This is a genomic window from Amycolatopsis iheyensis, from assembly GCF_024703995.1.
In the GTDB taxonomy this organism is placed as follows: domain Bacteria; phylum Actinomycetota; class Actinomycetes; order Mycobacteriales; family Pseudonocardiaceae; genus Amycolatopsis; species Amycolatopsis iheyensis.
In genome coordinates, this window is sequence record NZ_JAMXQV010000045.1 from 45,033 (window position 1) to 57,362 (window position 12,330).

The following is a 12,330-nucleotide window of genomic DNA, read 5'->3' on the forward strand; positions in this document are numbered from 1 at the left end:
GGAAGCATGGAGATCGGCGTCGATCGTTCGCTCTGCGAGGCGAACGCGGTGTGTGTCGGCTTCGCGCCGGACATCTTCGACCTGGACGACGACGAAGAGCTCGTCATCCAGTCGGGTCCGGTGCCGGCCGATCAAGTAGAACAAGTTACAGACGCCGTTAAAGGCTGCCCCAAGAACGCCCTGTTCATCGCTAGTTAGCGGTGTTCACCAAAAGGCTTGCCGAAAGCAAGAACAGATTCTAGTGTAGGCGCGGTCACAGGACTCGATGAGGAGGCCTTGCGTGAGCCTGACCGGCAGGACAGCGATCGTCACGGGCGCCGCCGCGGGACTGGGGCGGGCCGAAGCCCTCGCCCTCGCCGCGCGCGGGGCCACCGTCGTCGTCAACGACATCACCGAGGCCAAGGACGTCGTCGAAGAAATCGAAGGCGCGGGTGGCAAGGCGGTCGCGGTCGCCGGCGACGTCGGCGACCGGGCCACCGCGGACGCGCTCATCGCCGCCGCCCTCGACCTCGGCGGGCTCGACATCGTGGTCAACAACGCGGGCGTGCTGCGCGACAAGATGCTCTTCTCGATGTCCGACGACGAGTGGGACACGGTCCTGCGCGTCCACCTGCGCGGCCACTTCCTGTTGTCCCGCAACGCCACGAAGTACTGGCGGGACAAGTCCAAAGCGGACGGACAGCCGGTGTACGGCCGGCTGGTCAACACCGCGTCCGAGGCGTTCCTCATCGGCTCGCCCGGCCAGCCCAACTACGCCGCGGCGAAGGCGGGCATCACCGCGCTCACCATGTCGGCCGCCCGCGGCCTGGCCAAGTACGGCGTCCGCGCCAACGCGATCTGCCCGCGCGCCCGGACGGCGATGACCGAGGGCGTGTTCGGCGCCGCCCCTGCCGAAGGCGCCGACCCGCTCTCGGTCGAGCACGTCGCCCCCTTCGTCGCCTACCTCGCCTCGTCGGCGGCTGAGCACGTCAACGGCCAGGTGTTCATCGTCCACGGCGGCGCCGTGTCCCTGGTCGGGGCGCCGCGGATCGAGCAGCGCTGGTCCCTCGACGAGCTGGACACGTCGGTCAGCGCGTACTTCGCCGACCGCGACCCCGGCCGGATGTTCGCCGCCACCGAGATCCTGGGAGAGTCATGAGGCTGGACGGGAAGATCGCCCTGATCACCGGCGCCGCGCGCGGCCAGGGCGAAGCGGCCGCACGCGCGTTCGTCGCCGAGGGCGCGAAGGTGCTGCTCGCCGACATCCTCGACGACGAGGGCAAGCAGCTCGCCGCCGACCTCGGCGAGCACGCCGTCTACCAGCACCTCGACGTCGGTGACGAGGACGGCTGGACCGCCGCCGTCGAGCGCGCGACCACCGAGTTCGGCGCGCCGAACGTGCTGGTCAACAACGCCGGCATCCTCCATTTCTCCGAGCTGGGCAAGACCACGCTGGCCGACTACGAACGCGTCATCCGGGTGAACCAGATCGGGGCGTTTCTCGGGATGCGCTCGGTCGTTGAACCGATGACCGCCGCCGGCGGTGGCTCCATCGTCAACGTGTCCTCTGTGGAGGGTCTGGCCGGGATGCCGTACCTGATCGCCTACACCGCGAGCAAGTTCGCGATCCGCGGGATGACCAAGGTCGCGGCGATGGAGCTCGGCAAGAAGCACATCCGGGTCAACTCGGTGCACCCCGGCGCGATCGACACCCAGATGGTCTCGACCGCGGCGGGCGGGCAGAAGGTCGACATGTCCTACGTCGGGAAGAAGGTCGCGCTCGGCCGGGTCGGGCAGCCGGAGGACATCGCGAAGCTCGTGTTGTTCCTGGCCAGCGACGAGAGCGCGTACTGCACGGGGTCGGAGTTCGTGGCCGACGGCGGGGCGACGGCGTCCCACGCGCTGAACTTCTGAGTAAACACCGCTAACGAAAATCGGGCACCGGGTGTGGAGAAGACTCGGGGGTGAGCGACTACTACTGGGAGGTGTGGTGAGCGAGAGCACTGGCACGCTCCCGGGAACCGCGGCCCTGACCCAGGTCGGCCGCATGGCGACGCTCTCGTGGGAGGTCCTGCGCGCGATCTTCAAGCGCCCCTTCCAGACCCGCGAGTGGATCCAGCAGTGCTGGTTCTTCGCCAGCGTCACGATCTTGCCGACCGCACTGGTGGCCATCCCGTTCGGCGCGGTGATCGCGCTGCAGCTCGGTTCGCTGACCGCGCAGATCGGCGCGCAGTCGTTCACCGGCGCGGCCAGCGCGCTGGCCATCGTGCAGCAGGCCAGCCCGCTGATCACCGCGTTGCTCGTGGCGGGCGCCGGCGGCAGCGCGGTCTGCGCGGACATCGGCGCGCGCAAGATCCGCGAAGAGATCGACGCCATGCAGGTGCTGGGCGTCAACCCGATCCAGCGCCTGATCGTGCCGCGCGTGCTCGCCGCGATGGTCGTCTCGGTGCTGCTGAACGGCTTGGTCAGCGTGGTCGGCGTGCTCGGCGGCTACTTCTTCAACGTCGTCCTGCAGGGCGGCACCCCCGGCGCGTACCTCGCCAGCTTCAACGCGCTGGCCCAGGTGCCGGACCTGTGGGTCAGCGAGATCAAGGCACTGCTGTACGGCTTCGTCGCCGGGGTCGTCGCCGCGTTCCGCGGGCTGAACCCGCCGCCCGGGCCGAAGGGCGTCGGCGACGCCGTCAACCAGGCCGTCGTCATCACGTTCCTGCTGCTGTTCCTCATCAACGTCGTGCTCACCGCGATCTACCTGCGGATCGTCCCGCCGAAGGCCATGTGATGACGGCCGTCGACACCGACCGGACGCTCGAGTACATCGCGCGTCCCGGGCAAAGCCTGGAAGGGCTCGGCAAGCAGCTCGCGTTCGCCGCGAAGGCGCTCGCCTGGTCGCCGCGCACGATCCGCCGTTACAGCCGGGAAACCCTGCGGCTGCTCACCGAAGTCTGCTTCGGCACCGGCGGCCTCGCCGTCATCGGCGGCACGCTCGGCGTGATGATCGGGATGACGCTGTTCACCGGTCTCATCGTCGGCCTGCAGGGCTATTCCGCGTTGAACCAGCTCGGCACGGCCGCGCTCACCGGGTTCATCTCCGCCTACTTCAACACCCGTGAGGTCGCGCCGCTGTCGGCCGGCCTCGCGTTGTCCGCGACTGTCGGCTGCGGCTTCACCGCACAGCTGGGCGCGATGCGGATCTCCGAAGAGATCGACGCCCTGGAAGTGATGGGCGTGCCCAGCATGCCCTACCTGGTGACGACCCGCGTGCTGGCCGGCGTCGCCGCGGTGATCCCGTTGTACGCGGTCGGCCTGCTCTCTAGCTACCTCGCCTCCCGGCAGATCACCATCTGGCTTTACGGCCAGTCAGCCGGCACCTACGACCACTACTTCACGCTCTTCTTGCCACCCGGTGACGTCCTCTGGTCGTTCGGGAAGGTGATCGTGTTCAGCGTGCTCGTGATCCTGTCCCACTGCTATTACGGCTTCAACGCCAGCGGCGGCCCGGCCGGCGTCGGCGTGGCGGTGGGCCGCGCGGTGCGGACGTCGATCGTGCTGATCTCGGTGCTGGACTTCTTCCTCTCGCTGGCGATCTGGGGCGCGAACACGACGGTGAGGATCTCCGGATGAGGCGCGAGCTCTGGCAGCGGCTCCGGTACCAGGTGCTGGGGCTCGCCTTCCTGCTCGTGGCCGCGGTGTTCATCGCGGGCACGCTCGCCGTCTACAACAAGACGTTCACGCCGGTGACGCTCGTCAAGCTCGAGACCGACCGCGTCGGGAGCCAGCTGCGCACGGGCGGCGACGTCAAGGTCCGCGGCATGCTCGTCGGCGAGGTCCGCTCGGTGCTGGCGAAGGGCGACCACGCCGAGCTGGAACTGGCGCTCGACCCGGACAAGACGCACGTCATCCCTCGAAACGTCTCCGCGCGCTTGCTGCCGAAGACGTTGTTCGGCGAGCGGTACGTGGCGCTGCAGCTGCCCGAGACGTCGCAGGGCCCGATCAAGGGCGGCGACGTCATCCCGCAGGACCGCAGCAGCGCGGCGATCGAGCTGCAGAAGGTCCTCGACGACGTGATGCCGCTGCTGCAGGCGGTCCAGCCGGAGAAGCTGTCGAGCACGCTCACCGCGGTGTCGACCGCGCTCGAGGGCCGCGGCAAGCAGCTCGGCCAGACCCTGGTGCAGCTGAGCGACTACCTCGGCAAGCTGAACCCGTCGCTGCCGGACGTCAAGGCCGACATCACCGGCCTGGCGAACGTCGCGAACACCTACGACAAGGCCGCGCCGGACCTGCTGCAGGCGCTGTCGGACCTGACCACGACGAGCCGCACGATCGTCGACCAGCGCACCCAGCTGACCGACCTCTACGCCACGGTCACCGCGGCGTCGGTGGACCTCACGAGCTTCCTGCAGGTCAACAAGGACAACCTGATCCGGCTCACCACGGCGATCCAGCCGACGCTCGACGTCCTCGCGAAGTACGCGCCCGAGTACCCGTGCCTGATGCGGCAGCTCGCCGAGTCCGTGCCGCGCGCGGAGCTGGCGTTCGGCAAGGGCACCGCGCACCCGGAGGTCAGCCGGGTCACCATCGAGTTCGCCGCCAGCCGCGGGAAGTACCTGCCCGGCGTCGACGAGCCGAAGTACGAGGACAAGCGCGGCCCGCGCTGCTACCCGGAGGTCCCGAAGCCCGGCGTCTGGCCGCAGTACCCGCCGGACGGCGCGATCAAGGACGGCTCCACCAAGCCCCCGCCGCCGAAGAACCCGCCCGAGAAGCTGCCCGGCCCGATCACCGCGGGCGGCGGCGCCGTCGGCGGGGGCGGCACGATCGTCGGGTCGGCCTACGAGAACGACCTGATCGACCTGCTGGCCTCGCCCGCGCTCGGCACCTCGCCCGGTGACGTGCCCGGCTGGGCCGGCCTGATCGTCGGCCCGCTCTACCGCGGGGCGGAGGTGGAGCTGAAGTGAGGAGCTTCGTCCCGTCCCTGATCAAGCTCGGCGTGTTCGCCGTCGTCACCGTGCTGCTCACCGCCATCCTCGCGGCCACCATCGCCAACACCAACTTCGGCGAGACGTCGGGTTACCTGGCGAAGTTCACCGACGCGTCCGGGCTCAAGGAAGGCGACGACGTCCGCATCGCCGGCGTCAAGGTCGGCCAGGTCGACACCATCGGCGTGGTCGAGGGCGAGCAGAACCTCGCCGAGGTGCGCTTCGACGTCGAGCACAGCTACCGGCTGCCGGAGACGGTGACCGCCACGATCAAGTACCGCAACCTCGTCGGCCAGCGCTACCTCGCGCTCGGCACCGACGTCCCGGGCGATCGCGCGTTGCCCGACGGCGGCACGATCCCGCCCGAGCGCACCAAGCCCGCGTTGAACCTCACCGTGTTGTTCAACGGCTTCAAGCCGCTGTTCAAGGCGTTGAGCCCCAAGGACGTCAACCAGCTCTCGGCCGAGATCATCAGCGTCTTCCAGGGCGAGGGCGGCACGATCACCAGCCTGCTGCAGCACACGGCGTCGCTGACCACGGCGATCGCGAGCAAGGACCAGGTGATCGGGCAGGTCATCGCGAACCTCAACACCGTGCTCGGCACGGTCAACGCGCACGGCCCGCAGCTCGGCGACCTCATCGAGCAGACGCAGAAGCTGGTCAGCGGCCTGGCCGAGCAGCGCAAGCCGATCGGCGACGCGGTCAGCGCGCTGGGCGACCTCGCCGTGTCCACCACCGGCCTGCTCGCCGACGCGCGCCCGGCGCTCAAGGACGACGTCAAGCAGCTCGGGGTGCTGTCGCAGAACCTCGGGGACTCCGGCGAGCTGGTCAACCACCTGCTCGAGGTGCTGCCGGGCAACCTCCAGAAGTTCACCCGGACCCTGAGCTACGGCAGCTGGTTCAACTACTACCTGTGCGGGATCACCGGCACCATCGGCATTTCCTCGCTCGACATCACCCTGCCGATCGTCCCGATTCCCGGCACCCAGCGCGCGGAGAGGTGTGGTCCGTGAAACCGCTGAAGGATCGCAACCAGGCGGGAGTCGGCGCGGTCGCGCTCGTGCTGATCGTGCTCGTCACGGCCACGACGTACTTCTCCGACCAGCTCCCGTTCTTCGGCAACGGCACGACGTATTCGGCCTACTTCGGCGAGTCCGCCGGGCTGGCGCCGGACAACGAGGTCGAGGTCGCCGGGGTCAAGGTCGGCACGGTGTCGTCGGTCGCGCTCCAGGGCAAGCAGGTGCTGGTGCGCTTCCGCGTCAAGGACGTCCGGGTCGGCGACGCCACGACGGCGTCCATCGAGATCAAGACGCTGCTGGGGGAGAAGTACCTCGCGCTGGCGCCCAAGGGCGACGGCACGCAGGAGCCGGACGCCACGATCCCGCAGGCCCGCACGCGCACGCCGTTCCAGCTGCAGGACGCGTTCGACCAGCTGTCGACGACGGTCGGCGACATCGACACCCAACAGCTCGCGGACAGCTTCAACGCGCTGTCCGACAGCCTCAAGGACAGCCCGCAGTACCTGAAGGACACGCTGTCCGGGCTGTCGTCGCTGGCCCGCACCGTTTCGTCCCGGGACGCGGACCTGCACACGCTGCTGGCGAACACCAGCCAGGTCTCGAAGACGCTGTCCGACCGCAACGCGCAGCTCCAGCGCGTGATCAGCGACGGCAACCTGCTGCTGGGCGAGCTGCAGAACCGCAAGAAGGCGATCAACGCGCTGCTGACCGGCACCCAGCAGCTCTCGCAGCAGTTGACCGGGCTCGTCGAAGACAACCGCGCGCAGCTGAAGCCGACGCTGGACAAGCTCGGGAAGGTGACCGACATCCTGCAGCGCAACCAGGGCAACCTCGACAAGAGCCTGCAGCTGATGGCGCCCTTCGCCCGCGTCGGCGCGAACGCCACCGGCAACGGCCGCTGGTTCGAGGGCTACCTGTGCGGGCTGCTGCCGCCGACGATCACCGCGGGCGGCCTGCACATCAACCCCGAGGGCTGCACCCCGCCGATCGCGGCGCCGAACCAGGGGGTGGGTGGCCGATGACCATCCGGACCTACCGCGGCCGCAGCCTGGTGACCTGGCTGGCGTTCGCCTGTGTGCTCGCATTGCTGCTCACCGCGGGACTGTGGCTGGTGTTCCGCGCCGCCACCGGCACGACGGTGTCGGCCTTCTTCGGCAAGACCGTCGGGCTCTACGCCGGTTCGTCGGTGCGGGTACTCGGCGTGCCGGTCGGGCAGGTCACCGGCGTGACGCCGCAGGGCGACGCGGTGCGCGTCGACATGCGGATCGACGACGTGCCGCTGCCGGCCGATGTCGGCGCGGTCGTCGTCGCGCCGAGCCTGGTCAGCGACCGATACGTCCAGCTGACCCCGGCTTACGACAGCGGCCCCGTCCTGGCTTCCGGCACCGTGTTGCCGCGTGATCGCACGGCGACACCGGTCGAGCTGGACGACCTGTATTCCAGCCTCGACAAGCTGTCGACCGCGTTGGGGCCGAACGGCGCGAACAAGGACGGCGCGCTGTCCGGCGTCCTGGACACCGCCGCGAACACGTTGAAGGGCAACGGCACTTCGCTGAATTCGACGGTCGGGCAGCTGGCCGAGCTGGCCAAGACCCTCGACGGCTCGAAGGACGACCTGTTCTCGACCGTGCAGAACCTCAACTCGTTCACCGGTGCGCTGGCCCAGAGCGACCAGCAGCTCAACGAGTTCTATGGCCGCGTCGCCGACGTCAGCCAGTTCCTCGCCGCGGACTCCTCCGACGTCGGGGCGGCGTTGCAGTCGCTCGGCGGGGCGCTGGGGGACGTCCAGCAGTTCGTCAACGACAACAAGGGCGCGCTGGAGTCCAATGTGGACAAGCTGGCGTCGTTGTCGAAGGTCCTGGTCGACCAGCGGGCCGCGCTCGCCGAGGTGCTCGACATCGCGCCGACCGGCGCGACCAACTTCATCAACTCCTACGACGCCGCGTCTGGCACGATCGCCGTCCGCGACAACCTGAACGAGCTCACCAACCCGCCGATCCTCACCGTCTGCCGGCTGATCAGCTCGTTCACACCGAAGGAAGTCCCCGACGCGCTGGGGAACATCTGCAAGCAGCTCGCGCCGGTCCTCGACGGCGCGCTGAAGCTGCCGAGCATCCCGCAGGTGCTCAACTCACTGCAGAACGGCACGCTCCCGCCGCTGCCGCTCCCGCTGGTCGACGTGATGGAACAGCTGTCGGGCGGTGCGAAGTGAAGCGGTTCGCGGGTGTGCTCGCCGGGTTGCTCGTGCTGGCCGGCTGCAGTGACGGCGGCTTCAACGGACTCTACGGCACGCCGCTGCCGGGCGGCGCGGACGTCGGCGACCACCCGTACCACGTCACGGCGTTGTTCACCGACGTCCTCGACCTGGTGCCGCAGTCCAGCGTCAAGGTCAACGACGTCGCGGTCGGGCGGGTCGACAAGATCTCGTTGACGCCGGACACGCGGTCCGCGCTGGTCGCGATGACCGTCAACGGCGACATCGCGCTGCCCGCGAACGCCCGTGCCGAGCTGAAGCAGTCTTCACTGCTGGGGGAGAAGTTCGTCGAGCTGAGCGTGCCGACGGCCGAACCGGCGTCCGGCAAGCTTGCCGACAACGCGCAGATCCCGCTCGGACGCACCAACCGCAACCCCGAGGTCGAGGAGGTGCTCGGCGCGCTGTCCCTGCTGCTCAACGGCGGCGGCGTCGAGCAGATCCAGAAGATCAGCCACGAGCTCAACGACGCGTTGTCCGGCAACGAGCCGGAGATCCGCGCGCTGCTGTCGCGAGTGGACGAACTGGCGACCCAGCTCGACGGGCACCGGACCGAGATCCTCCGCGCGATCGACGGGCTCGGGAAGCTGTCTTCCACTTTGGCCGGTCAGACGCAGAACCTGACGAACGCCCTCGACAACCTGGCGCCGGGCCTGAAGATCGTGACGGACCAACGCGATCAGCTCGTCGGCATGCTGAACGCGTTGAACACGCTCTCCGGCGTCGCGACCGACACGGTGACGAAGAGCCGCGACCAGCTCGTCGCGAACCTCAAGGCGTTGCAGCCGACGCTGACCAAGCTCGGCGAAGCGGGGGCCAACCTGCCGAACGCCCTGCAGATCCTGCTGACGTACCCGTTCCCGGACTACGCGGGCAACGTGATCAAGGGCGACTACGCGAACGTCGAGGCGAACGTGAACCTCGACCTGGACACGCTGATCCAGAACTTCACGAACTCCTCGCAGCCGCCGATCGCGCTGCCGTCCGGGCAGCAGCCCATCGTCGCGCCGCCGTTGCCGCTGCCCGACCTCGGTTCGAGTCCGCCGGCCGCGGGCCCGAACCTGCTGGGCGGGTTGCTCGGGCTGCTCGGAGGTGGCAAGTGACCACGCGCAAGATCCGCATCCAGCTGTTCGCGTTCGTCGTCATCGCGGTGGTGTCGGTCGTCTACGCCGGCGGCCACTACGCCGGGCTCGACCGGCTCTTCGGCAACCGCGGGTACGTCGTCACCGCGCAGCTGTCCGACTCCGGCGGGATCTTCGTCAACTCCGAGGTCGCCTACCGGGGTGTGACGGTCGGCCGGGTGACCGGCATGACTCTGACCGAGCACGGCGTCGACGTCGCGCTCGACATCGACGCGGGCGGCCCGGACATCCCGGCCGACGCGCACGCGCAGGTGGCGAACCGGTCGGCGGTGGGGGAGCAGTTCGTCGACCTGCTGCCGCAGCACGACGGCGGTCCGTTCCTGAAGGACGGCTCGGTGATCACGGTCGACAAAACGTCATTGCCGCCTTCGCCGGACACGGTGCTGTCGCATTTGGACGACCTCGTCGCGAGCGTGCACCCGGACTCGCTGCGGACGGTCGTCGACGAGACGTACAACGCGTTCGCCGGCGCCGGGCCCGAGCTGCAGCAGCTCCTGGACAGCACCGGTTCCCTCACCGCGACGGCCACCCAATACGTCCCGCAGACGCAAGGCTTGCTGGCGAACTCGCGGATCGTGCTGGACACCCAGGAGCGCCAGGCGGCGAACATCACCGACTTCGCGTCCGGCCTGCGCACGATCGCCGGCCAGCTCAAGAAGTCCGACCCGGACCTGCGGCGCGTGATCGCGGAGGCGCCGAAGCTGAGCCGCCAGATCAGCGACGTGCTCGCGGCGTCGGGCACCGACCTCGGTGTGCTGTTCGCGAACCTGCTGACGACCGCCCAGATCACGTCGTCGCGCCGCGACTCGATCGAGGAGCTGCTGGTGGCGTACCCGATCATCGGGGCGTTCTCGCCATCGACGTCGCCCGACGGCACGGGCCACCTGGGCGTGGTGCTGAACTTCTTCGACCCGGCGTCGTGCACGAAGGGGTACGAGGGGACGAAGCAGCGTCCGGCGAACGACCAAACCGAGGCCCCGGTGAACATGAACGCGTACTGCGCCGAGCCGCCCGGGAGCCCGACCGGGGTGCGCGGGTCGCAGAACGCGCCGTACGCCGGGAAACCGCCCGCCATCCCGGCGGCGCCCCAGCAGTCCGCGGCTTCCGCCCCGCAACCGCTGCCGGGGATGCTGAGCCTGCTGACCGGCCCGTCGTCCGGTGGTCTCGGCCGGCTGTTGGGTGCGCCGTGAAGCTGCTGGTCGTCGCGGCGGTGCTTTCGGTGCTGGCTGCGCTGTACACGGGCTACTCGTGGTGGCGGGCTGCCTCCGACGATTCGTCGGCCCGTGGCCGCGAACGAGACTCGGTCTTGGCCGCGGCAGGCCCGGAACTGGTCACGTTGAACACGATCGACTACCGCTCGGCGGGCGCGGACGTGGACCGCTGGATAGCCGCGACGACCGGCCAGTACGGCCGCGACCTCGCGGGCGACCGCCAGCTGCAGATCGACCGGGCCTCGTCGTCCCGCACGGTGTCGTCGGCTTCCCTGGTCCAGGCGGCGGTGACCGAGATCGACGTCTCCCGGGGGACCGCGCGCTTGCTCGCGGTGCTGGACGTCCGGGTGTCCACGGGTGGCGGGGCTGTTTCTCCTCGGCTCAACCGGCTCACTGTCGACGTTTCGCGTTCTTCGGATGGGTGGAAGGTCGCCGGAGTTCAGGCGGAGGGGTCGTGACGCGGGTTCTCGCTTTGATCGTCGTCGTGGCTCTCGGCTGTGCTGTCTGGTTCGGTGTCGAGGGGGCTTCGCTCTCTCCTGGGGACAACCAGGCTTTGGTGGACTCTGCTGCTACTTCCTTGGTGGTTTCCGAAGTCAGTGATGCGGTGAAGTCGGTTTTTTCCTACGACTACGCCAATTTGGCCCGTACTGAGCGGGCTGCTTCGGATGTTCTCGTCGGGGATGCCGTGCGGGAGTATCAGGGGCAGTTTGCCGCTGCTCGTGGTCGGGCTGCTGCTGAGAAGCTGGTGCGGACTACTACCGTTCGGGCTGTTGGGGTTCGTTCTCTTGTGGGGGATTCTGCTTCTCTTTTGCTTTTTCTTGATCAGCAGACTGTTGGTTCTTCTTCTTCTTCTTCTTCGGTCTCGCAGCTTGCTGTTGAGGCTCGGCGGGTTGATGGGCGTTGGAAGTTGTCCGGTCTTACTGCGCTTTAGGTCTCTTTTACTGATACGGCTTCGCCGAGGCGTGAGAAATCGGCGCCCTGTGGTTGTTTGGTCCTGTGGCCGGTAGCGCCGATTCCCCACGCAACGAATCTCTCCCTCGCTTTGCTGCTGTGGCTGGTGTTCTGTGGTCCGGACAGTTCGCTAGCCTGCCACCCCTTCGTGTGATGAACTGGTGTTCGAACCCCGGTATTCTTGGGGTGTGGACGGAAACTTCGCCTGGCAAGCCGATGCGGTCGCTCTCGCCGACCGGATCGGCACCCTGCTGGGCGTCGTCCGGACCGCCGAAGCCGAACTTGGGTCGCTGCTCGTGGAGATCGAAGCCCGCGGCGTGCTGGAACTCTTCGGCTACCGCTCGGTTCCCCACCTGCTGGCACAACTGGCCGACATCCCCAAATCGGCTGCCGAGAAGCTCCTCAAGCGGGCCCGGACCCTCAACTCCTCCCGCGCCCTGGACGGCACCCCCATCCCGGCGATCGCTCCCGCCACCGGCACGGTCGCCGCGTCCGGCTCGCTCAGCAACCCGATGATCGACACGATCGTTGAGACACTGACCCAGATCCCGCCCGAGCACCGCGAGGAAGCCGAGCAGAGCCTGCTCAGCTTCGCCGAAGACTGCGGGCACAAGCAGGTCGCGGCCCTGGGCGCGCGGATCGTGGCCCACCTCGACCCCGACGGCACCCAGCCGGAGGAGACCGAACCCGCCACCCCCCAGCGCGAACTCTCCCTCCGCCGGAAACGAACCGGCATCTGGGAACTCACCGGTCATCTCGACGATGAAACCGGCACCTGGGCCAGCGCCCTGCTGGACTCCCTCG

The 12,330-nt window shown here is 68.6% G+C and carries 14 protein-coding genes; all 14 read left to right on the plus strand.

What is annotated here, in order from left to right:
- The first annotated feature begins 6 nt into the window (after positions 1–6).
- The gene (locus M8542_RS47350; RefSeq protein WP_257926997.1) at positions 7–198 is read left to right on the plus strand and encodes a ferredoxin; all 192 of its coding nucleotides are present in this window, start codon (positions 7–9) and stop codon (positions 196–198) included.
- 82 nt (positions 199–280) lie between these two features.
- Entirely contained in the window at positions 281–1,138 is an 858-nt protein-coding gene (locus M8542_RS47355; RefSeq protein ID WP_257926998.1) for a 3-oxoacyl-ACP reductase, read from the plus strand.
- Entirely contained in the window at positions 1,135–1,893 is a 759-nt protein-coding gene (locus M8542_RS47360) for a glucose 1-dehydrogenase (RefSeq protein ID WP_257926999.1), read from the plus strand. Before M8542_RS47355 ends, M8542_RS47360 begins: the two co-directional genes overlap by 4 nt.
- 133 nt (positions 1,894–2,026) lie before the next feature.
- Entirely contained in the window at positions 2,027–2,758 is a 732-nt protein-coding gene (locus tag M8542_RS47365) for an MlaE family ABC transporter permease (protein ID WP_257927011.1), read from the plus strand.
- Positions 2,758–3,600, plus strand: a complete 843-nt coding sequence (locus M8542_RS47370; protein ID WP_176175936.1) for an MlaE family ABC transporter permease — start codon at positions 2,758–2,760, stop codon at positions 3,598–3,600. Before M8542_RS47365 ends, M8542_RS47370 begins: the two co-directional genes overlap by 1 nt.
- Positions 3,597–4,931 (plus strand): MCE family protein, encoded by a 1,335-nt coding sequence (locus tag M8542_RS47375; protein ID WP_257927000.1) that lies wholly within the window; start codon positions 3,597–3,599, stop codon positions 4,929–4,931. Before M8542_RS47370 ends, M8542_RS47375 begins: the two co-directional genes overlap by 4 nt.
- Positions 4,928–5,965: an MCE family protein gene (locus tag M8542_RS47380; RefSeq protein ID WP_257927001.1), complete on the plus strand. Its 1,038-nt coding sequence runs from the start codon at positions 4,928–4,930 to the stop codon at positions 5,963–5,965. The genes M8542_RS47375 and M8542_RS47380 overlap by 4 nt, the downstream gene beginning before the upstream one ends.
- The gene (locus M8542_RS47385; protein ID WP_257927002.1) at positions 5,962–6,993 is read left to right on the plus strand and encodes an MlaD family protein; all 1,032 of its coding nucleotides are present in this window, start codon (positions 5,962–5,964) and stop codon (positions 6,991–6,993) included. Before M8542_RS47380 ends, M8542_RS47385 begins: the two co-directional genes overlap by 4 nt.
- Positions 6,990–8,183: an MCE family protein gene (locus M8542_RS47390; protein WP_257927003.1), complete on the plus strand. Its 1,194-nt coding sequence runs from the start codon at positions 6,990–6,992 to the stop codon at positions 8,181–8,183. The genes M8542_RS47385 and M8542_RS47390 overlap by 4 nt, the downstream gene beginning before the upstream one ends.
- Positions 8,180–9,325: an MCE family protein gene (locus M8542_RS47395; protein WP_257927004.1), complete on the plus strand. Its 1,146-nt coding sequence runs from the start codon at positions 8,180–8,182 to the stop codon at positions 9,323–9,325. Before M8542_RS47390 ends, M8542_RS47395 begins: the two co-directional genes overlap by 4 nt.
- On the plus strand, positions 9,322–10,554 hold the full coding sequence (locus tag M8542_RS47400) for an MCE family protein (protein ID WP_257927005.1): 1,233 nt from the start codon (positions 9,322–9,324) through the stop codon (positions 10,552–10,554). The genes M8542_RS47395 and M8542_RS47400 overlap by 4 nt, the downstream gene beginning before the upstream one ends.
- Entirely contained in the window at positions 10,551–11,033 is a 483-nt protein-coding gene (locus tag M8542_RS47405) for an Rv1363c family protein (protein WP_257927006.1), read from the plus strand. Before M8542_RS47400 ends, M8542_RS47405 begins: the two co-directional genes overlap by 4 nt.
- Positions 11,030–11,506 carry a hypothetical protein gene (locus tag M8542_RS47410; RefSeq protein WP_257927007.1) on the plus strand — a complete coding sequence of 159 codons (477 nt, stop codon included), beginning with the start codon at positions 11,030–11,032 and terminating at the stop codon, positions 11,504–11,506. Before M8542_RS47405 ends, M8542_RS47410 begins: the two co-directional genes overlap by 4 nt.
- 208 nt (positions 11,507–11,714) lie before the next feature.
- The coding region (locus M8542_RS47415) for a DUF222 domain-containing protein (RefSeq protein ID WP_257927008.1) at positions 11,715–12,330 on the plus strand (616 nt) is incomplete at its 3' end.